The sequence below is a fragment of the Streptomyces sp. NPDC050287 genome, from assembly GCF_044459385.1.
GTDB lineage: Bacteria > Actinomycetota > Actinomycetes > Streptomycetales > Streptomycetaceae > Streptomyces.
Map to the genome: position 1 here is coordinate 437,843 of NZ_JBITIY010000003.1, position 21,618 is coordinate 459,460.

A 21,618-nucleotide genomic window follows, 5' to 3' on the forward strand; every position below is an offset into this window, starting at 1 on the left:
ACAGGAGGACCCGCCATGTCGGACACCCGCCCCGATGCCACCGCTCGAGCCGAGTTATCGGCCCGGATCGACACCTCCAAGCCGCACTCGGCCCGCTTCTGGAACTACTTCGTCGGCGGCAAGGACCACTACGAGGTGGACCAGAAGATCGGGGACCAGATCAAGGAGATCTTCCCCGGCCTCGTCGACGTGGCGCTGACCAGCCGGCACTTCCTGGGGCGTGCCGTGCGGTACCTGGCCGGCGAACAGGGCATCCGGCAGTTCCTGGACATCGGCACGGGCCTGCCGACCGCCGACAACACCCACGAGGTGGCCCAGCGCGTCGCCCCGGACGCGCGCATCGTGTACGTCGACAACGACCCCATCGTGCTGGCCCACGCCAACGCCCTGCTGACCAGCACCAAGGAAGGCAGGACCGCCTACCTGGACGCCGACCTGTACGAGCCCGAGTCCGTCCTGGAGGCCGCCGCGGCCACCCTCGACTTCTCCCGGCCGGTCGCCCTGATGATCCTCAACACCCTCGGCCACGTCGCCGAGTACGACCGGGCGCGCGAACTGGTCCGCCGTCTCATGGACGGCCTTCCCTCGGGCAGCCACCTGGTGATCAGCGACAGCACCTCCACCAGTCCGGGGATGATCGCCGCGTCCGAGGCGTACAACAAGAGCGGCGCCGTGCCGTACTACGTGCGCGGCGTCGAGGAGATCGCCGGGTTCTTCGACGGCCTCGACCTGGTGGAGCCGGGCGTCGTCCAGGTGACCGAGTGGCGCCCCGAATCCGGTGAAGCCGTCCGCACCGCGGTGGACGCCTATTGCGGGGTGGGCCGCAAGCTCTGACGCGGCGGTCTCTACCTCCAGTTAGAGATGGCCTTCCTGCCGACGGCTGATGCCTGGTCGTACGGTCACCGGAATGCTGGTGCTCATGACCTTCACCATGCTCATCATCGCTCTCAGCATCGTCGTGGTCTGCGTCTCCTCGGCCTTGTCGATATCCACTGAGCCGCCGTTCTGGGTGGTGCTGATCGCCTGTTCGGTCACCTGTCCGCTCAGCACCGCTCTTCTCGGCCTGCGCGGACTCGCCGACGCAGGGCAGGGCTTCCTGGGGGAGTGGAGCGTACGGCTGGCGGTGGTCAGCGCGGTCACCGCACTACTGAGTCTCGTCATCGACGGGGGTGGGCGCGGACCCCGTACCCATGCCACCGACTGAGCGGGCCCAGGCCCTTTCAGTCGGCGAGGCCATGCCGGGCGAAGCCTCTCCGGTCAGCCGATGCCCTGGAGTCGCCAGATCTGGTTCTTCTTGGTGCTGAGGGCGCTCGCCGGATCGCAGGTCCACTGGTGGATGAGGGCGCCGGCGGAGGTGGAGACGTTGCTGACGTCGACACACTTGCCGCTGTGGACGGCGGTGAGTTGGTAGTCCTGGCTGTTGCCGAGGGCTGTGACGGGCCTCAGGGTGAACATCTGGTTGGTGGCGCCGTTGCAGGTGTACTGGATGACTGCGGCTCCGTCGGCGGTGGAGGCGCCGGAGACGTCGAGGCACTTGCCGCTGAGCTCGTTGACGACGGTGTACGTGCTGGTCTTGCCGCTGACCGGCTTGAGGTCGAGCATCTGCTGGTAGCCGCCCTCGCAGTAGTACTGCTGGTACTGCGTGCCGTTGGCGGTGCTGAGGTTGGTGTCGTCCAGGCACTGGCCGCTGTTCTCGCTCACGGCCACGGTGGCGACGGTGGCGTTGGAGGGCGGGAGCAGGGTGACCGTGTAGCCGTCCTTGGCGTTCGTCCACGGGAGGGAGACCGAGGCCGCGTTGTTGCTGACCGTCAGAGTGGTGTCGGAGATCGTCGTCGGTCCGGCGACGGCGGCGCCGTTGTTGTACGGGACACGCTGGACGACCGCGCGCACCTTGCCGCTCTCCACCACCGACGTGGTGTTCAGGCCGGTCAGGTTGACGGTGACCGTACCGGTGTTGCCGTTGCTGCCGAGCAGGACCTTGGCGTTCTTGGCGGTGTTGTCCTTGGTGGCCAGGCCGTCGGTGCCCGTGCCCTGGACGAGGTTGACGATGTTGCCGGTCTGGGAGCCGTAGTAGCGGTACATGAACCACTCGCCGCGCGGCAGGTACTGGCCGGCGCTGTTCTTGGTGAGCAGGTTGGCCTCGTAGTCGTGCAGGTTGGTGCCCGACGCCCAGTTGCCGCGCAGGCCGTCGGCGCCGGCCCGCTCCAGGCGGCCGATGAACCAGGCGCCGCCGCCCGGCGACTGCATGGACAGGGTCGCGTACTCGTTGATCTCGTACGGCCGGGTGTTCGTCAGGCCGGCCGCGGAGATCGTCGAGTTGGCACGGCCGGCATCGGTGACCGGGTCACCGGGCTCGTCGTGCCAGCTGTAGATGTCCGGGGCGACGTTGTTGGCCTTGACGTAGTTCAGGTACGTGGTCCACCAGTTGTTGGAGGAGTTCGGCTGGCCCGCGATGCTGGGGCCGACGATCAGCTGGCCGGGGAACGCGGCCCGCACGCGTGCGTGGAAGCGCGACCACATCTGCAGGTACTGCGTCTGCGACGCGCCCCAGAAGCCGCTGCCGTCGGGTTCGTTCCACAGGTCCCACTGGACCGTCATGTTGTTGGCCTTGACGTCGTTGATGAGCTGGGTGACGAAGTTGTCGAACTGCGTCCAGTCACCGTTGTCGCCGGGCCAGCCCTGCGTGGTCGTTCCGTCCGCACCCCACAGGTCGTGCGGGAGCAGCTCGAAGGTGCCGCCGAGGGCGACGGTCCGCTTGTACTGGGCCAAAGTCGAGTTCCAGCGGGTCCGGTAGTCGGCGAGGCTGGTGGCGTAGCCGCCGCTGTTGAGCTGCGCGCCGCCGGCCCGCATGAAGTGCCACTTGATGTCCTTGAAGAAGTGGTCCTGCGGCAGCGAGCCGTCGGGGGTCATCCCGTAGATCATGCCCGAGGCGCGGTGGGCGGGGGCCCCGCCGGCTGTCGCGAAGTCCACCGTGACGCTGGTGTCGGCCGCGTGCGCCGCGGTGCCGGGCAGGGCGGTGGCGCCGAGTGAGGCAAGGAGCACGGCGAGCGCGGTGGTCGTGCGGCCTCGGGGAGGCCGTGCCGTTCGCGGTCTGCCGGTGGGGGCGGCCGGTCGGAGGAGGTGGGGGAGGAGCATCGAGGGTCTCCAGGATCGCGGTCCGGGCGTGCTCGCTCACTGTCCTGAATCCGTCCGCGCGGGCCCTGAGTGCCAGGGGCCGGAGCCGGCGAGGGATGACGGATCGTGAGAGGGGTACGGGCGGACGAGTCGAATCGGTTCGAGCACCGGGAAGCTAGAAGCAGGGTTGAGCGAGTGTCAAGGCTTTGGGCAAGAACCGCACGGAGCCGGGAAACAGGACCGGCGCGGGGGGATTGCGCTGCCGCTTGCGGCTGGGGTCCGTCGTGTCCGCCCTCTTGAAACGAATCGGTTCGCCATCTTGACGCCCATCCGGAGTTCGTCGACAGTATTGGCTTGATCCGAACGGCCGAGTCGCAGTTGGTTCTCCCCGAATTGTTAGCGCTAACAATCGCGGGCGGGCCGGTCGGCGGATCCGCTCGCCCGGACGCGTCCGCCCGCCGTCAGTCCCCCGTCAGCTCACCCCCAACTCGGTTGCTCAGGGCGCCGCTTGCTGTCCCGTATCAATGAACAAGGGAGTTCATGGTGCCTGCGCTGCACACTTTCCGCCGACTGCGCCGGGGGCTGGTTGTCTCCTTGGCCGCGGTGGCGCTCGCCCTCGCCGGCCTTGTCGCCTTCAGCGGCGCCTCGCAGGCCGCCGCACAAGGGCCCTGCGACATCTACGCGGCGGGCGGTACGCCGTGCGTCGCGGCGCACAGCACCACCCGCGCGCTGTTCGCCTCCTACAACGGCCCGCTCTACCAGGTGCAGCGGCTGTCGGACAGCGCGTCGCAGAACATCGGGGTACTGTCCGCCGGAGGCGTCGCCAACGCCGCGGCGCAGGACTCGTTCTGCGCGGGCACCACGTGCACCATCACCCGCGTCTACGACCAGACGGGCCGCAGCGGCAACACCTTGGTCTACCAGGGGCCCGGCGGGACCGGCGGCGCCGACACGGCCGCCACCGCGAACACCGAGACGCTGACCGTAGGCGGCCAGAAGGCGTACGCGCTGTACATCAACCCCGGCAACAGCTACTTCGCCGGCGGCTCGGGTGTGCCGACCGGCAGCTCGCCGGAGGGCGAGTACATGGTCACCAGCGGCGCCCACGCCAACAACGGCTGCTGCTTCGACTACGGCAACAGCGAGACCGACCACCACGCCGACGGCAACGGTGCCATGGACGCGATCAACTTCAGCACCTCGTGCTGGTTCGGCGGCTGCAGCGGAACCGGACCGTGGGTGCAGGCGGACCTGGAGAACGGTCTGTTCTCCGGCGGCAGCACGACGTGGAACCCCGGCCAGGTCGCCGAGACCAGCCACTTCGTCACCGCGATGCTCAAGAACAACGGCACCACCCAGATGGCCCTCAAGGGCGCAGGTGCCCAGTCCGGGAGCCTGACCCAGCTCTACAGCGGCGCACTGCCCAGCGGATACAACCCGATGCACAAGCAGGGCGCCATCATCCTCGGCAGCGGCGGCGACTGCTGCCAGACCAACAACAACGACAGCGCGGGGACCTTCTACGAGGGCGCCATGGTCCAGGGCTACCCCTCCGACGCCACCGACGCCGCGGTCCAGGCCAACATCGCCGCGGCCGGCTATGTCACCGGCACCACCACCCCCTTCACCCGGGGCGCGAGGCTCTCGCTGAAGGCCACCACCTCCTGCTGCACCACCGACTACCTGCAGCACAACGCGAGCGACGACAAGGTCGTGATCGCGCCGGTGAGCTCCGGCAGTTCCGCCACCGACAAGGGCGACGCCACCTGGATCGTCAGGCCCGGCCTGGCCAACAGCAACTGCGTCTCCTTCGAGTCGGCCAACGCATCCGGCAAGTACCTCAGGCACTCCGGGTTCCAGCTCTACCTCAACCCCAACGACGGGACCACCCAGTTCGCCGCCGACGCCACGTTCTGCCCGCAGCCAGGAAACAGCGGCACCGGTTACTCCCTGCAGTCCCTCAACTACCCGGCCAAGTACATCCGCCACTACGCCTTCACCGCCTACATCGCCAGCAACGGCGGTACCAACGCCTGGGACGCCACCTCACTGTGGCGCGAGGACACCAGCTGGCTCACCACCGCCCCCTGGAGCTGACGAGCACCCGCCCCGAGTCCGGTGCCGAAGACGGCTCATCAGCACCGGACTCACATCACACTCCACCCTATGAAGGAGTTCTTCATGATCAAACGACCGTGGATGCGCCGCGTCAGACGCGCGCTCCTCGCGGCCGGTGCCACCGCCGCGCTCGCCGCCGGCCTGCTCACTGGCACGGCCACCACCTCGCAGGCCGCCACCCAGGGGCCTTGCGACATCTACGCGGCGGGCGGTACGCCGTGCGTCGCGGCGCACGGCACGACCCGCGCCCTGTACGCGGCGTACAGCGGCCCGCTGTACCAGGTCAGGCGCGCCTCCGACAACACGACCAAGGACATCGGCGTGCTGAGCGCCGGCGGGTACGCCGACGCCGCCGCGCAGGATTCCTTCTGCGCCAACACCAGCTGCGTCATCACCGTCATCTACGACCAGTCCGGCAAGGGCAACAACCTCACCCAGGCACCCGGGGGCTACTGGCCCGGGCCGGCCGCGGGTGGGGCCGACAACCTGGCCAACGCCGTCGCCGCGCCGGTCACGGTCGCCGGCCACAAGGCGTACGGCGTCTACGTGGCCCCCGGCACCGGCTACCGGAACAACCACACCTCGGGCATCGCGACCGGCGACCAGCCGGAGGGGATGTACGCGATCTTCGACGGCACGCACTTCAACGGCGGCTGCTGCTTCGACTACGGCAACGCCGAGACGACCGGCAACGACGACGGCAACGGCACCATGGAGGCCATCTACTTCGGCAACAACAAGGACTGGGGCTCTGGCAGCGGCAACGGCCCCTGGATCATGGCCGACCTGGAGAACGGCCTGTTCTCCGGCGTCAACCGCGGCCTCAACGCGGGCGACCCGAGCATCAACAACCGGTTCGTGACCGCCATCATCAAGGGCGGGCCGAACCAGTGGGCCATCCGCGGCGGCAACGCCCAGTCGGGCAGCCTGTCCACCTACTACAGCGGCGTACGCCCCAACGATTCCGGCTACAACCCGATGCACAAGCAAGGCGCCATCATCCTCGGCATCGGCGGCGACAACAGCGCTTCCTCCGCAGGCACCTTCTATGAGGGGGTCATGACCTCGGGCTACCCCTCGGACGCCACCGAGAACGCCGTACAGGCCAACATCACCGCCGTCGGCTACAGCACCGCCGCGACCAACGCTCCCACCCCCGGCTCCCGGATCTCCCTGCAGGCCACCACCGCGTGCTGCACCTCCGACTACCTGCGCCACAACGACGCCGACAACAAGGTCGTCATCTCCGCCATCAACTCCTCCAGCTCGGCCACCGACAAGGGTGACGCCACCTGGATCGTCCGCGCCGGCCGGGCCAACACCTCGTGCCTGACCTTCGAGTCCGCCAATGCACCCGGCCGCTTCCTGCGCCACGCCGGCTTCCAGCTCTACCTGGACGCCGACGACGGCAGCAGCCTGTTCGCGCAGGACGCCACCTTCTGCCCCACTTATGGCAACAGCGGGGTCGGCCTCTCCTTCCAGTCCGTCAACTACCCGACGAAGTACATCCGCCACTACGCCTACACGGGCTACATAGCCGGCAATGGCGGGTCCAACGCCTGGGACTCCACGGCGTTCTGGGCCGAGGACACCAGTTGGCTCACCGCTTCTCCCTGGAGCTGACGAGGGACCGGACTCTCCGAGCGCCTCCAGCAGCGAGCACGGCAGCCTTGCGGAATCGCAGGGAGGCCGGGCTCGCTTGGGCGCCTCAGCCGGCTATCGCGTGCCTCAGTCGCCTGTGACCGCGCTTTCGTGACGATTACGGCCAGTGCATCGGGCGGTCCCTGCTTCGTCGAGGCGATCCTTCAGGCGACCATGGTCGGGACCGATCGAGTCGTCGGTTGATTTCTTGAGGGGCAGAGGCGCGTATGGACATTCGGCAGCTGGAGTACTTCCTCGCGATTGTCGATCGTGGGGGGTTCAACCGTGCGGCCTCGGCTCTGTACGTGTCGCAGCCGTCGCTGTCGCAGGCCGTACGGAGTCTGGAGACGGCGCGGGCGAGTGTCGCGGCGGTGCATGAGCTGCGTGAGGGGCGCCTGGATGTGGCGTCGATGCCGTCGCAGGCGGTGGAGCCGCTGACGACCTTGGTGAGTGCTTCAGCCACCGGTATCCCGGCGTCCGCGTGGCCATCAAGGCGGCGTTCACCTCGCGTGAGGTGATCGACATGGTGCGCACGGGTGCCGTGGAGTTGGGGCTCCTGGCGTCCGCCGGTCCGGTCTCCGACAAGGAGGTCGTCTCCCATGCGCTGGGACGGCAGCGTTTTGTGCTGGTGGTGCCGGCCGGAGCAGCCCGTCGGCCGTCCCCGTCCAGGGGCGGGAGCCGACGGTCAGCCGACCCGTACGTCTGCGGGCCCTGGGCGCCGACCTGCCTCGACCATGGACAGGGGGCGTTGCGGGCCGCTCGTGGAGGCCCGCAACGCCCCCTGGTCTCTCACCTGAGGGGTGCTCAGGAAGTCTTCCCGGTCACGAGTTGACCTGTGCGGTCACCAGGCTGGAGAAGGTGGTCAGCCGGGTGTAGACACCCGGGTAACCGGCCTGGGCACAGCCCTCGCCCCAGGAAGTGATCCCTGCCAGGACGCCCCCGATGAGCAGGGGACCGCCGCTGTCGCCCTGGCAGGTGTCGGTGCCGCCGGAGGTGTATCCGGCGCAGACCATGTCGCTCTTGACGTATTCGGAGCCGTAGGAGCTCGCGCAACTGCTGTCGGAGACGATCGGCACGGTCGCGGTGCGCAGCTGGTTGGAGGAGCTGCCGTTCGAGGAGGTGGTGCCCCAGCCGATGATGCGGGCGGTGGTGCCGGCCGCGTACACGCTCGTCTGGGACGAGGAGACGTACGACGCCTTGGTGTACGGCATCGACGTCGACAGCGTCAGTACGGCCACGTCGTCGCCGTTGGTGGCGTCGGTGTAACTCGGGTTGATCCAGATCTTGCTGACCCGGCTGACCGTGCCGTTGGTGCCGTTGAGGTACGTGCGGCCGCCGACGACTCTGACGCTGCTGGTGGACTCGCCGACCATACAGTGGGCCGCGGTGACGACCTTGGTCGCGGATACCAGGGTGCCGCCGCAGAACTGGTTCTGCGAGGCGTCCGTGATCTGCATCATGAACGGGTAGGCGGTCGTCGTGGTCGTGGTACCGCCGACGATGGGCTGGGGGGCGGCGACGGCGGCCGGGGCGCCGATCAGCGCGGTCGCGGCGGCGGCAGCGGTGGCGGCCACGGCGGATGCGGTCTTCCTGGCGCGGTTGAACCCGAACATGGTTCTCCTCGTGGGGGTTGCCGGTGGGGGGTCGCACGGGTCGGGTGTGGGGGTGTGCACCGGGGGTCTCGGGACCGACCCCCGGGTGACCGGGCGAGCGGCACGCCCCTTACGCTAGAACCCGGGGTTCCCCTTCCCAATGAGGGAACCCCCTAAGGGAGTTGGGCAGGGAAAACCCTCGGTCGTATGACGTCAAACCCCGCCTGGGATGGTGTAACATCCCGGAAATCTTCAGGGGCGGCTCGTACGAGCGGATCGGCTCCTGGCGCGGGATCAGCTGGTACGACGGCCCGCCGCCAGTCTGACGATGTCGACCCGCGATCGGATCCCGAGCTTGCGGTAGACCCGGGTCAGGGTCGCCTCCACCGTCTTGACGCTGATGAACAGCCGTCCGGCTATCTCCCGGTTGGTCGCGCCCTCCATGACCAGCGCGGCTACCTGACGCTCCATCGAGGCCAGCCCGTCCAGCGCGTCGAGCGCGGGCGAGGGGGCGACGACCGGCTCCGCCGGCGGCGGCACCGCGGCCGCCTCCACCTGCCGCAGCCACGGCAGCGCCCGGCAGCGCCGGAACAGCCGCGCCGCCTCGTCGTACGACGTCGGTCCCGGCGTCCGCGTGCGCAGTGAGGCCAGCGCGAACGCGGCGCGCGCCTCCTCCAGGCCGTAGCCCAGCTTGGCCAGCCGGTCCTGAGCCGACGTCAACTGTCTCAGCGCTGCCTCGTGTTCACCACGCGCCGCGCGCACCAGCGCCTCCGCCCGGTCCAGTACGGCGAGCACGCACTCGCGGCCCAGGCGCAGCGCGTGCTTCCTGGTCACCGTGATGAGGTCCTGCGCCTCGGCGATCTCACCGGTGCGCACCAGGGCCTCGGCGAGATCGCCGTGCCAGCGTCCGCGTGCCGGGTCGGTGATGCCGAGCCCGAGCTCCAGCTCCCGCACCCGGCGCAGCGACCCGACCGCGCCCGGCGCGTCCCCGGCCACCAGCTGGGCGTGCCCGAGGGCGGCCAGGGCGCGTGAGACGTACATCTGGTCCCCGTCCACCTCGGCGTGGTCCGCGGCCTCCCGGGCCAGCGCCAGGGCCCGGTCGACGTCCCCGCCGGCCGCCTCCGCGAAGGAGGTGAGCAGCGCGGAGGCCACCTCTCCGATGCCGGAGTCACGGGCCAGTCGCAGGCTCTCCCGGGCCAGGTCGAGGGCCCGGCCGCAGTGCCCGGAGCGCAGCTCGGTCTCGGCGAGCAGCCGCAGGAAGTGCACCTCGCTCTCGACCATGCCGCGGCGGCGCACCTCGCGCAGCAGCGCGGTCACGGTGGAGCGGGCCTCGGTCAGCTGGTCGCCCATGAGCAGCCAGCGGAACCGGGTCAGACCCGGCCCGTTGTGATGGCAGGCCACCAGCGGGTCCTGGGGCTCCCTCAGCGCCCGGTCGATGGTGGCGGGGGCGTCCGGATGGCCCATCAGGGTCTCGGTCTGGGCCTGGAAGGCGAGGGCCAGCAGCTCGGTGCGCCGGTCACCGGCCCGCGCCGCCAGCTCCGCGGCGTGCGCGGCCTGCTCCCGGCCCTCCGCGAAGTCGCCCTGGACGACCAGGCCCCGCCAGGCCAGCTGGTAGTGGACCAGGGCGAGCAGCCGGGGGTCCTCGCCGGCGTCGGCGAGCGCCTGCGGGAACACGGCGTCGACGTCGCCGAGGGCCTGCCCGGCGGACTCGATCACCACCATCCAGGCCCGCACCCGGTCCGCGGGCACGGTCACCCGGGTCAGCACCTCCCGCGCGATGTCCCTGGCGAGGTCCACCTCACCGGCGGTGATCGCGTCCTCGGCGGCCTGCAGCCGCCGCTCGTCCGGTCCCGGCACGGTGTCGGCGGGGGTGTGCCGGGCGGCGAGCAGTCCGAGCGAGGCGGCCACCGAGGGCGCCCCGCGGTCCCGGGCCTGGGTGGCGGCCTCGGCGAGCCTGGCCGCCACCTCCGGGTCGGTGCCGGTGGTCGCCAGCGCGAGGTGCCGGGCCCGCTCGATGGGATCGGAAGCGGCCGTGGACAGCGCGGCGTGCACGGCCCGCCGCTCCTGCGCCGGTGCCTCCGCGTACAGCGCGGCGGAGATCAGCGGATGGGCGAACCGCAGGGCGGGCCCCTCCGGCTCCGTCGCCAGCAGCCCGAGGGCCGCCGCCTGCGCGGTCTCCGCCTCGGCGTTGTCCCGGCCGGCCGCGTGCAGCAGCGCCAGCGTGGGACGCGCTCCGGCACTGGCCACCAGGAGGGTGCGGCGGGCCTCGACCGGCAGCATGTCCAGGCGGCTGAGCACCAGGGCCCGCAGCGAGGTGGGCACGTGCAGCGGCTCGCCGGGGCGGGGAGGGTTCGGGTTCTCGGCGAGCGCCCGGCCCAGTTCCAGCGCGAACAGGGGGTTGCCGCCGCTGGTGCGGTGGATGTCCCGGACGGTGGAGCGGGGCAGACCGGTGTAGCCGCGATGGGTGAGGAGCTCGGACACCTGGGCACGGGAGAGCGGGCCGAGCCGGACCGCGAGACTGTCCGGGGGCAACGCGCGTAGATGACGGTCGTACTCCTGTCCGTCCGTGCGCACCGCGCACAGCAGCTGGACGGGCGTGTCACCGAGGCGCCGGGCGGCGAAGCCGAGGAGTTCCGCGCTGGCCGGATCCAGCCACTGCAGATCGTCCGCGACGACCAGTACGGGGCCCTTGGCGGCCAGTGCGCGCAGCGCGGACAGCACGGCCAGGCGCAGGGCCAGTCCGTCGCGCTGGAGGGTGGACTCACCGCGGCCGGTGATTGCCGACTCCAGGGCGGTGCGTTGGGCGGCGGGCAGCCGGCCGGACACCTCGTCGACGACCAGGCCGAGGAGGTCGGCCAGGGCCAGGAAGGGCAGATGGGATTCGGACTCGGTGGCGGAGCAGCGCAGGACGGTGCCGGCCGCGCCGGTGTATTCGGCGGCCAAAGTCCGCAGCACGGTCGACTTTCCTATTCCGGCCGGGCCGTGGAGCAGCACGCTGCCGCCGCGGACGAGCTGCTCACGCGCCGAGATGAGCGGCTCCTCCCTGCCGATCAGCAGGTCGGGGCGGCTCCGGGCAGGCTCCTTGATGTCCCGTCGCACGGTCACCGCTCCCCTCCGTGTGTCGTGTCCTGGCCAATATTAGGCAACGGTCTTTGGAATTCGGCGGGGCGCGGTGGTGAGGGAAATAACAACGTGATGGTTGAGAGAAATTCAGCGTACCCGGACACGAATAACGGGCGCCCTCTTCCGGGTGTCCCCGCCGGGCCGCCGCTAGGGCAGCCACCCCGCCCGACGTGCGGCGACGACCGCCTCCCCGCGGGTCCGCGCACCCAGCTTCCGCATCGCCGACCGGAGATACCCCTTGACCGTCTCGGCGGTCACCCCCAGGTGTTCCGCGGCCACCGCGTTCGTCGCCCCGGCGGCGACACACGCCAGCACGTCGACCTCACGGGGCGCCAGGCTCACCCCCTCCGACGGAGCGCTCGTCCCCTCCAGGGGTGTGCTCCCCGGCGTCAGCAGTCCGCACGCGGCCAGCAGCTCCGCCCGCAGCGCGGGGTCCGTGATCCGCGGGGCCAGCGCCCGCAGAGCCGCGTGCGCCTCCCGTACCTGTTCCCACCCGGAACCGTCCGCTGCGGGCCGGGGCGGCCGCGCGCGTGCCGCCGCCATGAGCTCCCGCGCCTCGTCCGCGACGACCAGCGCCTGCTCCACGTCCCGCGCCGCGTCCATCGCCGCGATGAGCGTGCGGTCTCCCAGCGGCCGGGCGTCGCGCAGGGCGCCGTAGAGCACGCCGCGCACCCGGCGCCGTACGACGACGGGCACCGCCAGCACCGCGCGCAGTCCCTCCGCGGCGACGGCGGTGTCGTACTCGTGGCTGATCTGCCGCGAGGAGGAGTAGTCCGCCACCGCGCACGGGCGGCCCAGGGCCACCGCCCTGCCGCCGAGGCCGTTGCCGGAGGTCACGGCGAGGGAGCTGAGCGCGGCCGTGGCCGTGCCGTTCAGTTCGCTGATGCGTATCCGGCGCCGGCCCGGCTCCACCAGGCCGCCGAACGCGACCGGAAGCCCGGTCGCGCGCCGCAGCCGCGCCAGCGCACCGCGGATCTCCACCGACTGCGACGCCGGCACCGACCCCGGCATCGACAACGACCCCGGCCCTGGCACCGACCCCGGCACCGACCGGGACACCTCTGTTGCCACGTCCTCGCCCCTTCACCGCGGCACACACCCCTGTTCGGGGGTAGTGAGACCTGCATCACGGATTACACGATGGCAGAGAGCCGCCCGGCAATGGTGCCGGTACCGAGGAGGACAGATGACGACCGCGACGGAGCTCTTCCGCAGCGCGCGGGACTTCCTGCTGGAACACCGCGAGGACTACGCCACGGCGTACGAGGGTTTCGACTGGCCCCGCCCCCGGCACTTCAACTGGGCGCTCGACTGGTTCGACCAGATCGCGGCCGGCAACGACCGGACCGCGCTGCACATCGTCGAGGAGGACGGCTCCGAGGTCCGGCTCACCTTCGCCGAGATGTCCGAGCGGTCCGACAAGGTCGCCAACCTGCTGCGGGAGCGCGGGGTCGGCGCCGAGGACCGGATCCTCGTCATGCTCGGCAACCAGGTCGAGCTGTGGGAGACGGCCCTGGCCGCCATGAAGCTGCGGGCCGTCGTCATCCCGGCGACCCCGCTGCTCGGCCCGGCCGACCTGCGCGACCGGGTCGAGCGCGGGCAGGTGCGGCACGTGCTGGTCCGGGCCGAGGACGCCGGCAAGTTCGACGAGGTGCCCGGCGACTACACGCGCACCGCCGTCGGCGGCGTACCGCAGGGCTGGCAGCCGTACGAGGACGCCCAGAACGCCTCCGCCGCGTTCCTCCCCGACGGGCCCACCCTGGCCGACGACCCGCTGATGCTCTACTTCACCTCCGGTACGACGGCCCGCCCCAAGCTCGTCGAGCACACCCACGCCTCGTACCCGATCGGGCACCTGGCGACCATGTACTGGATCGGCATCGAGCCCGGTGACGTACACATGAACATCTCCTCGCCGGGCTGGGCCAAGCACGCCTGGTCGAACCTGTTCGCGCCGTGGAACGCGGAGGCGACCGTCTTCCTGTACAACTACACGCGCTTCGACCCGGCCCGCCTGATGGCGGAGATGGACCGCGCCGGCGTCACCACGTTCTGCGCCCCGCCGACCGTGTGGCGGATGCTCATCCAGGCCGACCTGACCCAGCTGCGCACCCCGCCGCGCGAGGCGGTCGCGGCCGGCGAACCACTGAACCCGGAGGTCATCGACCAGGTCCGCCGCGCCTGGGGCGTGACGATCCGCGACGGCTTCGGGCAGACCGAGACCGCCGTCCAGGTCTCCAACAGCCCCGGCCAGCCTCTCAAGACGGGCTCGATGGGCCGGCCGAGCCCCGGCTACCGGGTGGAGCTCCTCGACCCGGTGTCGGGGGCGCCCGGTGCGGCGGAGGGCGAGATCTCCCTCGACCTCTCGACGAAGCCGGTCGGCCTGATGACCGGCTACCACGGCGACCCCGACCGTACGGCGGAGGCGATGGCCGGCGGCTACTACCGCACCGGGGACATCGGCTCCCGGGACGCCGACGGCTACATCACCTACGTCGGCCGCGCCGACGACGTCTTCAAGGCCTCCGACTACAAGATCAGCCCGTTCGAGCTGGAGAGCGCGCTGCTGGAGCACGAGGCGGTGGCGGAGGCGGCCGTCGTGCCGGCGCCGGACGAGCTGCGGCTCGCCGTCCCGAAGGCGTATGTGGTGCTGGCGGAGGGCTGGGAGCCCGGCGCCGACACCGCGAAGGTGCTGTTCGAGCACTCCCGCGAGGTCCTCGCCCCGTACAAGCGCATCCGCCGCCTGGAGTTCGCACCCCTGCCGAAGACCGTCTCCGGCAAGATCCGCCGCATCGAACTGCGCGAGGCCACGGCCGCGGGTTCGGATGCCGAGTACCGCGAGGAGGACTTCCGGTGAGCGAACTGTCGTACAGCCACGGGACGAGTGGCACGGTCCTGCTCGGCGACACCATCGGCGCCAACCTGGACCGCGCCGTCGCGGCCTGGCCGGAGCGCGAGGCACTCGTCGACGTGCCGTCCGGGCGGCGCTGGACCTACGCCCGGTTCGCCGCCGACATCGAGGAGTTGGCGTCCGCGCTGCTGGCCGCCGGAATCGCCAAGGGCGACCGGGTGGGGCTCTGGGCGGTCAACTGCCCCGAGTGGGTGCTCGTCCAGTACGCCACCGCCCGCGTCGGCGCGATCATGGTCAACATCAACCCGGCGTACCGCACCCACGAGGTCGAGTACGTCCTCAAGCAGGCCGGGATCTCCTTGTTGGTCGCCTCCGCCGGCCACAAGAGCAGCGACTACCGGGCCATGGTCCAGGAAGTGCGCGGGAGATGCCCCCAGTTGCGTGAGGTCGTGTTCATCGGCGACCCGAGCTGGGACGCGCTGCTCAGCCGCGCGACCCCCGACCCCCGCTACGAGGACCTGTCCTGCGACGACCCGATCAACATCCAGTACACCTCGGGCACGACGGGCTTCCCCAAGGGCGCCACGCTGTCCCACCACAACATCCTCAACAACGGTTACTTCGTGGGCGAGTTGATCGCCTACACCGAGCAGGACCGGATCTGCGTCCCGGTGCCCTTCTACCACTGCTTCGGCATGGTGATGGGGAACCTGGCCGCCACCTCGCACGGCGCCTGCGTCGTCATCCCGGCCCCGTCCTTCGACCCGGCGGCCACCCTGCGCGCGGTCCAGCAGGAGCGGTGCACGTCCCTGTACGGCGTCCCGACCATGTTCATCGCGGAGCTGAACCTCCCCGACTTCGCCACGTACGACCTGTCCTGCCTGCGAACCGGCATCATGGCGGGCTCGCCCTGTCCGGTGGAGGTGATGAAGCGAGTGGTCGCCGAGATGCACATGGCGGAGGTCGCCATCTGCTACGGCATGACCGAGACCTCCCCGGTGTCCCTGCAGACCCGGCGGGACGACGACCTGGAACACCGCACCGCCACCGTCGGCCGCGTCCTGCCGCACCTCGAGGTCAAGGTCGTCGACCCGGCCACCGGAGTCACCCCACCGCGCGGCACCGCGGGCGAGTTGTGCACCCGCGGCTACAGCGTGATGCTCGGCTACTGGAACGAGCCCGAGAAGACCGCCGAGGCCGTCGACCAGGGCCGCTGGATGCACACCGGCGACCTCGCCGTGATGCGCGAGGACGGGTACGTCGAGATCGTCGGCCGCATCAAGGACATGATCATCCGGGGTGGGGAGAACATCTACCCGCGCGAGATCGAGGAGTTCCTCTACGCCCATCCGAAGATCGCGGACGTCCAGGTGGTCGGCGTACCGCACGAACGGTACGGCGAGGAGGTGCTCGCCTGTGTCATCCCACGCGAGGCGGCGGACCCGCTCACCCTGGACGAGCTACGGGCATTCTGCGAGGGGAAGTTGGCGCACTACAAGATCCCCAGCCGGCTCCAGGTCCTCGACTCCTTCCCGATGACGGTGTCCGGGAAGGTACGGAAGGTGGAGTTGCGGGAGCGGTACGCCGGGCAGACGTACGGGGACGGCGGGGCGCACGCCGGCTAGCCGCGGCGCATGCAGACCCTCGGCCACCGGTCGAGGCCGACGCTCGCCTCGTGGGTGCGGATCTCCCGTAGTCCGGGCGTGAGCCGGGCCTCGTCGAGGACGCGGAAGCCGAGGCGTGTGTAGTAGGGCGCGTTCCACGGCACCTGCGTGAAGGTGGTGAGGGTGAGACCGGTCAGGCCCTCCTCGCGTGCGCGGTCGGCGACGTACGCGAGAAGGGCGCGGCCCACACCCCGGCGGGAGGCCCCGGGATGCACCGACACCTGCTCCACATGGAAGGCACCGTCCACCGGCTCGCCCATCAGATAGGCGACGGGACGGTCCTCGTCGTCGGCCGCCACCCACAGATGCCCCGCCCTCAGGTACCGCTCCAGCACCTGCGAGGCGGGCGGCTCGTCCTCCGCGATCTGAGCCATGCCCAGTTCGCGGAAGGGGGCGCCGGCGGCGCGCTCGATGTCCTGGAGCAGCGGGAGCTCTCCGGCGGCGGCGGAACGGATGCGCATCCGTCGAGTCTCGGGCACGCCGAGGCACCGCGCGAGCGATATACCGGGGTTCAGGCCCCCGGGGCGTCGAGCTCGGCGGCGGGACTGTTGACCGGATGCGGAACTCCGGTGGGGTCCAGCACGAACAGCGGGACGCGCAGACCGTCGGCGCGTGTCCGGGCCTCGTCCGCGTATCCGGCGAGGGAGAAGTAGACGCAGCGCGAGGAATCCGTCATGGCCGTCAGCCACAGACACTCCACGTCCCGCACGGAGGCCGGCCGCACGGTCGGATCCACCTGCGCCAGCAGCCCCCGCGCGGCGATACCGATACCGGACGGCGGCCGCTGGTCCGCACGGCGGATGTCCCGGTAGCCGAGCCACCGCAAGTAGAGCGCGGCGGCCGTGACGGCGTCGCGGGCGGTACGGATGGCCACCGGCTGGAAGGCGCGTCGGGGGGCCGGGGTGGGAGGGAGCTCGGAAGGCGTCGGGCCGGTGGCTGTCCCGCCGGCCGGCATGTCCCCGGGGGAGGTCGCTCGCGCCGTTGTGGACTCGCCGGTCACCGCGATCCGCAGCATCGTCCCGCACGGGCAGCCCAGTTCCGGGTGCGGCCACTGGGCGCCGTGGCCGCAGGAGGAGCAGTGGACGGTGACCCACTGTTCTTCCCACGTGGTGTGGGTGACGGCGGTGGCCTTGCCCCGCCGGTCGAGGGGCGGGCTGACGGGGGCGCCGCACACGCAGGGATACGACGGTGCCGCGTAGCGATGCCCGCGCCGACAGGCCGGGCAGCGCACCGGGACGCTCTCGGACATGGCCCACATCGTCCTCCAGCGGACCCCCGCTTGTCCGTCTCTTGACGGCCTTCACCCACCCACTTACATTAATTCCAGATAGTAGAATTTGTTTTCCATAATACGGAAGTGCTCACCGCGGGGCGCGAGGGGAGTGCCGTCCGACAGTCGGAGCAGGAGTACTCGATGGCTCGAATGACCGCTGCCCGCGCGGCAGTTGAGATCCTCAAACGCGAGGGAGTCACCGACGCGTTCGGTGTCCCGGGCGCGGCGATCAACCCGTTCTACGCGGCCCTGAAGGCTTCCGGCGGCATCCATCACACCCTCGCCCGGCATGTCGAGGGCGCCTCGCACATGGCCGAGGGCTACACCCGCACCCGACCGGGCGGCATCGGCGTCTGCGTCGGCACCTCCGGCCCCGCCGGCACCGACATGATCACCGGCCTGTACTCCGCGACCGGCGACTCCGTCCCGATCCTGTGCATCACGGGCCAGGCCCCGACCGCCGTGATCCACAAGGAGGACTTCCAGGCCGTCGACATCGCCTCGATCGCCGGGCCGGTGACGAAGATGGCGGTCACCGTGCTCGAAGCCGCCCAGGTTCCGGGCGTCTTCCAGCAGGCCTTCCAGCTCATGCGCTCCGGCCGGCCGGGCCCGGTCCTCATCGACCTGCCGATCGACGTCCAGCTCACCGAGATCGAGTTCGACCCGGACGTGTACGAGCCGCTCCCGCCGTACAAGCCCGCCGCGACCCGCGCCCAGATCGAGAAGGCGGTCGGGATGCTGAACGCGTCCGAGCGTCCGCTGATCGTGGCCGGCGGTGGTGTCATCAACGCGGACGCGGCCGAACTCCTCGTCGAATTCGCCGAGTTGACCGGCATCCCGGTCGTCCCCACGCTCATGGGCTGGGGCGTGCTGCCCGACGACCACGAGCTGAACGCCGGCATGGTCGGCCTGCAGACCTCGCACCGCTACGGCAACGCGACCTTCCTGGAGTCCGACTTCGTCCTCGGCATCGGCAACCGCTGGGCCAACCGCCACACCGGCAGGCTGGACGTCTACACGGAGGGCAGGACGTTCGTCCACGTCGACATCGAGCCCACCCAGATCGGCAGGATCTTCCCCCCGGACTACGGCATCGCCTCCGACGCCAGGGCCGCGCTGGAGCTCTTCGTCGAGGTGGCAGGGGAGTCGAAGGCGGCGGGTGAGCTCCCCGACCGCTCCTCCTGGGCCGCCGCCGCGCAGGAGAAGAAGGCCAGGCTGCAACGCCGTACGCATTTCGACGACATCCCCATCAAGCCGCAGCGCGTCTACGAGGAGATGAACAAGGCCTTCGGCCCGGAAACCCGGTACGTCTCCACGATCGGCCTCTCGCAGATCGCCGGCGCCCAGATGCTGCACGTCTTCAGGCCGCGGCACTGGATCAACTGCGGCCAGGCGGGCCCGCTCGGCTGGACCATCCCGGCCGCGCTCGGAGTCGCCAAGGCAGACCCGGAGGCGTCCGTCGTCGCCCTCTCCGGCGACTACGACTTCCAGTTCATGATCGAGGAGCTGGCGGTCGGGGCGCAGCACAGGATCCCGTACGTCCACGTCCTGGTGAACAACGCCTACCTGGGCCTGATCCGCCAGGCACAGCAGGCGTTCGACATCGACTTCCAGGTCAACCTGGAGTTCGAGAACATCAACTCGCCCGAGCTGGGCGGCTACGGCGTCGACCACGTCAAGGTCGTCGAGGGGCTGGGCTGCAAGGCGATCCGGGTGACCGATCCGAACGAACTGGGCGCGGCGTTCGAGCAGGCGAAGAAGCTCGCCGCCCGGTACCGGGTGCCGGTGGTCGTCGAGGCGATCCTGGAGCGGGTCACCGACATCGCGATGTCGAAGACCAACGACATCAGCGACGTCGTCGAGTTCGAGGAGGTGGCGACGGAGCCGGGGCACGCACCGACGTCGATCAAGAAGCTGAAGATCTGAGGCGCCGGGCGTCTGCCCGCCCCGGTGACCGGCCGCGGTCACCGGGGCGGCCTCGCCGCGCGCGGTCCGGCGGCCCGCCGCGTCGACGACGTCCAGCCGCCGGCCCAGGTCCGCCCTGCGCGTGTATTCAGTCCGAGACGCCGCCGCAGGAGTACTCCGAGCGTGGGGCGTGCCGCAGGAGCCCCTTGTCCGCCACCTTCACGCGGGCGGTCAGCCCGGACCGCAGGGCGAAGCGTCCCGCCAGCAGGCGCAGGGCCGGATCGCCGTGCAGGGTCACCGCCATCAGAACTTCCTCCGTCGACAGGCCCTTCCGGTCGCGAGGGAGGGGATGCCCGGCCTGAAGGGCGTCGAGCCCGCGCCGCCCCGCACGGGTCCGACGCGACGGACGCGACGGACGCGAACGCAGCAGACCGGCGGCCACCAGCCCACGCCGCATGTCGGCCACCGCTCGCCGCACACTCGGCCGCCCCGCCAACTCCCGTACGCCCACGGGCTGTCGCAGTTCGGCGAGCACCGCCTCGGCGAGCGGTGGCAGGGCCTGCCCCGCGCCCACGGGCTCCCCCGAGACCCGTACCGTGCCCGGTCGGCCGGCTTCGGCGGCGCCCCGTAGATACAGGGCCAGCACGGCGACCGTGACGGCGGCGCGGGGACCGCCCCGCAGCAGTGCGACCTCGTACGGCTCCAGCCGGACCGTCGTACCGCTGCCCATGGCACCCCCCGTCGTGGGGCCCGCCGCCCCCGTGCCGACGGGCTCCACGTGACGAGAATGTGCCCGCTCCCGGGGGCAGTTGAAGCCCTCGGGCGCGGGTTCAGAGCTTGATTTGAGGGTTCCGTAGCCGGCGTACGACCGCTGTCGTACGCGGCTCACCGCTCGTGGTGCTCGGACAGCCCCGGCCAGTCGTCGGGACCGCCACCCTGCCATTCGACGATGTCGCTCTCCTCGACCTCGACCTGGTCGAGGTCGGCGAGCCGCAGAAGCTCGACGACATCGTCCAGGTGGGAGGCGACCCCGAGGCTCTCGTCGTCCGCGGTGACGCGCCGGGAGCCGTCCAGGGCCGGCGGGTGGACCACGACGTGGGGGTGGTGGGGGTGCCGCGGGTCCGGGTGCTGTGCCGGGTGTGCTGGTGCCATGCCTTCAGCGTCCTGCGGAGGGGACGGATCCGCACCCCGGTGCACCCCCCTGTGCCCGTTCCCGGCCCGGGGCGCCCGCAGAAGGGGGGCGATGTCGGGACCGCGGCGGCCGCGGCAGGCCCGTCGACGGCCTTCCGTCAAGCCGAGAAGGGAGCACGGGCTCTTCCCCACCGCACTGGCTCGCACGCCGCCGCGGCCGTCCGGATTCCGGGCGGCGCCGGCGCCTGGGCGCGACAGGACCGATGTCAGCGCCGACGCCGCCCGGAGCTCGGGGAAGGGGCGGTCAGACGTGGGCGCCGGACAGGCGCTCCACGGTCCGCAGCAGGGCCGAGTGGTCCAGTCCGCCGTCGCCCTGGGCACGCAGGCTCGCGACCAGCTGGGCGACCACGGCGCCGACGGGCAGCGCGGCCCCGACCGTGCGGGCGGCGTCGGTGACGATGCCCATGTCCTTGTGGTGGAGGTCGATGCGGAAACCGGGCTTGAAGTCGCGGCTCAGGAAGTTGGCCTTCTTGCGGGTCAGGACGGTCGATCCCGCGAGGCCGCCGTCGAGGACGTCGAGCGCCGCCTTCAGGTCCACGCCCGACTTCTCCAGAAAGACCACGGCCTCGGCGCACGCCTGGAGGTTCACGGCGACGATCAGCTGGTTGGCGGCCTTCACGGTCTGGCCCGAGCCGTGCGGACCGCACAGCACGACGGTCCTGCCCAGTGCCCCGAAGACCGGCTCGGCCTCGTCGAAGTCGGCCTGCTCACCGCCGACCATGATCGACAGCACGGCCTCGACCGCGCCGGCCTCGCCTCCCGACACGGGCGCGTCGAGAACGCGGATGCCCTTCGCCGCCGCCGCCTTCGCCAGGTCGACCGAGGTCTGCGGGGTGATCGAGGACATGTCGATCAGCAGGGCGCCGGAGCGCGCGTTCTCCAGAATGCCGTCGGGGCCGTACGCGATGGCCTCCACCTGAGGGGAGGCGGGCACCATCGTGATGACGACGTCGGCGTCCCGGACCGCCTCGGCGATCGAACCGGCGGCCCTGCCCCCGGCGGCGGCCAGGCGGTCGAGCTTGTCCTGCTCCAGGGTGTGGCCGGTGACGTCGTAACCCGCCTTGATCAGGTTCTCGGACATCGGGGAGCCCATGATGCCGAGGCCTATCCAGGCGATCTTGGGGAGGTTGCTCATGATGCAGTGCC

At 70.9% G+C, this 21,618-nt stretch carries 16 protein-coding genes and 1 pseudogene; 8 read left to right on the forward strand and 9 right to left on the reverse strand.

The window, feature by feature from the left end; translation table 11 throughout:
• Positions 1-15 precede the first annotated feature (15 nt).
• Positions 16-834, forward strand: a complete 819-nt coding sequence (locus ACIBK3_RS12370; protein WP_399364651.1) for an SAM-dependent methyltransferase — start codon at positions 16-18, stop codon at positions 832-834.
• 73 nt (positions 835-907) lie between these two features.
• Positions 908-1,204: a hypothetical protein gene (locus ACIBK3_RS12375; protein WP_399364653.1), complete on the forward strand. Its 297-nt coding sequence runs from the start codon at positions 908-910 to the stop codon at positions 1,202-1,204.
• A 53-nt stretch (positions 1,205-1,257) separates the two neighbouring features.
• On the opposite strand, the gene ACIBK3_RS12380 is transcribed toward ACIBK3_RS12375, so the two are convergent.
• Positions 1,258-3,042 (reverse strand): RICIN domain-containing protein, encoded by a 1,785-nt coding sequence (locus ACIBK3_RS12380; protein ID WP_399364655.1) that lies wholly within the window; start codon positions 3,040-3,042, stop codon positions 1,258-1,260.
• Positions 3,043-3,654: 612 nt separating this feature from the next.
• Between ACIBK3_RS12380 and ACIBK3_RS12385 the strand changes: the two genes are divergently transcribed.
• The 3 genes and pseudogenes from ACIBK3_RS12385 to ACIBK3_RS12395 all read left to right on the forward strand — a co-directional run.
• Positions 3,655-5,211 (forward strand): alpha-L-arabinofuranosidase B, encoded by a 1,557-nt coding sequence (locus tag ACIBK3_RS12385; RefSeq protein ID WP_399364657.1) that lies wholly within the window; start codon positions 3,655-3,657, stop codon positions 5,209-5,211.
• 84 nt (positions 5,212-5,295) lie between these two features.
• Positions 5,296-6,855, forward strand: coding sequence for an alpha-L-arabinofuranosidase B (locus ACIBK3_RS12390; RefSeq protein ID WP_399364659.1), 1,560 nt, complete (start codon positions 5,296-5,298; stop codon positions 6,853-6,855).
• Positions 6,856-7,100: 245 nt separating this feature from the next.
• Positions 7,101-7,513: pseudogene (locus ACIBK3_RS12395) on the forward strand (LysR family transcriptional regulator); the annotation flags it as partial.
• A 181-nt stretch (positions 7,514-7,694) separates the two neighbouring features.
• Here ACIBK3_RS12395 and ACIBK3_RS12400 read toward each other — a convergent pair.
• From ACIBK3_RS12400 to ACIBK3_RS12410, 3 genes are all read right to left on the reverse strand, one after another.
• Positions 7,695-8,486 (reverse strand): S1 family peptidase, encoded by a 792-nt coding sequence (locus ACIBK3_RS12400; protein WP_399364660.1) that lies wholly within the window; start codon positions 8,484-8,486, stop codon positions 7,695-7,697.
• A gap of 273 nt (positions 8,487-8,759) precedes the next feature.
• The gene (locus tag ACIBK3_RS12405; protein WP_399364662.1) at positions 8,760-11,570 is read right to left on the reverse strand and encodes an AAA family ATPase; all 2,811 of its coding nucleotides are present in this window, start codon (positions 11,568-11,570) and stop codon (positions 8,760-8,762) included.
• A gap of 165 nt (positions 11,571-11,735) precedes the next feature.
• Entirely contained in the window at positions 11,736-12,599 is an 864-nt protein-coding gene (locus ACIBK3_RS12410) for a LuxR C-terminal-related transcriptional regulator (RefSeq protein WP_399365554.1), read from the reverse strand.
• A 175-nt stretch (positions 12,600-12,774) separates the two neighbouring features.
• Between ACIBK3_RS12410 and ACIBK3_RS12415 the strand changes: the two genes are divergently transcribed.
• Together ACIBK3_RS12415 and ACIBK3_RS12420 are read left to right on the forward strand one after the other, a co-directional pair.
• Positions 12,775-14,445 (forward strand): AMP-binding protein, encoded by a 1,671-nt coding sequence (locus ACIBK3_RS12415; RefSeq protein WP_399364664.1) that lies wholly within the window; start codon positions 12,775-12,777, stop codon positions 14,443-14,445.
• Positions 14,442-16,064 carry an AMP-binding protein gene (locus tag ACIBK3_RS12420; protein WP_399364666.1) on the forward strand — a complete coding sequence of 541 codons (1,623 nt, stop codon included), beginning with the start codon at positions 14,442-14,444 and terminating at the stop codon, positions 16,062-16,064. Before ACIBK3_RS12415 ends, ACIBK3_RS12420 begins: the two co-directional genes overlap by 4 nt.
• On the opposite strand, the gene ACIBK3_RS12425 is transcribed toward ACIBK3_RS12420, so the two are convergent.
• Both ACIBK3_RS12425 and ACIBK3_RS12430 read right to left on the reverse strand, forming a co-directional pair.
• Positions 16,061-16,564, reverse strand: coding sequence for a GNAT family N-acetyltransferase (locus ACIBK3_RS12425; RefSeq protein WP_399364668.1), 504 nt, complete (start codon positions 16,562-16,564; stop codon positions 16,061-16,063). The genes ACIBK3_RS12420 and ACIBK3_RS12425 overlap by 4 nt on opposite strands.
• Before the next feature lie 50 nt (positions 16,565-16,614).
• Entirely contained in the window at positions 16,615-17,361 is a 747-nt protein-coding gene (locus ACIBK3_RS12430; protein WP_399364670.1) for a hypothetical protein, read from the reverse strand.
• 156 nt (positions 17,362-17,517) lie between these two features.
• On the opposite strand from ACIBK3_RS12430, the gene gcl reads away from it, so the two are divergent.
• The gene (gene gcl, locus ACIBK3_RS12435; RefSeq protein ID WP_399364672.1) at positions 17,518-19,302 is read left to right on the forward strand and encodes a glyoxylate carboligase; all 1,785 of its coding nucleotides are present in this window, start codon (positions 17,518-17,520) and stop codon (positions 19,300-19,302) included.
• Positions 19,303-19,429: 127 nt separating this feature from the next.
• Here the strand turns inward: gcl and ACIBK3_RS12440 are convergent, their stop codons facing one another.
• The 3 genes from ACIBK3_RS12440 to ACIBK3_RS12450 all read right to left on the reverse strand — a co-directional run bounded on the left by ACIBK3_RS12440 (position 19,430) and on the right by ACIBK3_RS12450 (position 21,607).
• Positions 19,430-20,059, reverse strand: coding sequence for a TIGR04222 domain-containing membrane protein (locus tag ACIBK3_RS12440; RefSeq protein ID WP_399364674.1), 630 nt, complete (start codon positions 20,057-20,059; stop codon positions 19,430-19,432).
• A 107-nt stretch (positions 20,060-20,166) separates the two neighbouring features.
• On the reverse strand, positions 20,167-20,433 hold the full coding sequence (locus tag ACIBK3_RS12445) for a hypothetical protein (RefSeq protein WP_399364676.1): 267 nt from the start codon (positions 20,431-20,433) through the stop codon (positions 20,167-20,169).
• Between the two features lie 283 nt (positions 20,434-20,716).
• Positions 20,717-21,607 carry a 2-hydroxy-3-oxopropionate reductase gene (locus tag ACIBK3_RS12450; protein WP_399364678.1) on the reverse strand — a complete coding sequence of 297 codons (891 nt, stop codon included), beginning with the start codon at positions 21,605-21,607 and terminating at the stop codon, positions 20,717-20,719.
• Positions 21,608-21,618 lie beyond the last annotated feature (11 nt).

What these genes read in the sequence shown, in the direction of transcription:
- ACIBK3_RS12450 (WP_399364678.1), bottom strand. Translation starts at nt 21,607, where the DNA reads ATGAGCAACCTCCCCAAGATCGCCTGGATAGGCCTCGGCATCATGGGC.
- ACIBK3_RS12425 (WP_399364668.1), bottom strand. Translation starts at nt 16,564, where the DNA reads ATGCGCATCCGTTCCGCCGCCGCCGGAGAGCTCCCGCTGCTCCAGGAC.
- ACIBK3_RS12415 (WP_399364664.1), top strand. Translation starts at nt 12,775, where the DNA reads ATGACGACCGCGACGGAGCTCTTCCGCAGCGCGCGGGACTTCCTGCTG.
- ACIBK3_RS12430 (WP_399364670.1), bottom strand. Translation starts at nt 17,361, where the DNA reads ATGTGGGCCATGTCCGAGAGCGTCCCGGTGCGCTGCCCGGCCTGTCGG.
- ACIBK3_RS12410 (WP_399365554.1), bottom strand. Translation starts at nt 12,599, where the DNA reads ATGCCGGGGTCGGTGCCGGCGTCGCAGTCGGTGGAGATCCGCGGTGCG.
- ACIBK3_RS12390 (WP_399364659.1), top strand. Translation starts at nt 5,296, where the DNA reads ATGATCAAACGACCGTGGATGCGCCGCGTCAGACGCGCGCTCCTCGCG.
- ACIBK3_RS12385 (WP_399364657.1), top strand. Translation starts at nt 3,655, where the DNA reads ATGGTGCCTGCGCTGCACACTTTCCGCCGACTGCGCCGGGGGCTGGTT.
- ACIBK3_RS12400 (WP_399364660.1), bottom strand. Translation starts at nt 8,486, where the DNA reads ATGTTCGGGTTCAACCGCGCCAGGAAGACCGCATCCGCCGTGGCCGCC.
- ACIBK3_RS12445 (WP_399364676.1), bottom strand. Translation starts at nt 20,433, where the DNA reads ATGGCACCAGCACACCCGGCACAGCACCCGGACCCGCGGCACCCCCAC.
- gcl (WP_399364672.1), top strand. Translation starts at nt 17,518, where the DNA reads ATGGCTCGAATGACCGCTGCCCGCGCGGCAGTTGAGATCCTCAAACGC.
- ACIBK3_RS12375 (WP_399364653.1), top strand. Translation starts at nt 908, where the DNA reads ATGCTGGTGCTCATGACCTTCACCATGCTCATCATCGCTCTCAGCATC.
- ACIBK3_RS12370 (WP_399364651.1), top strand. Translation starts at nt 16, where the DNA reads ATGTCGGACACCCGCCCCGATGCCACCGCTCGAGCCGAGTTATCGGCC.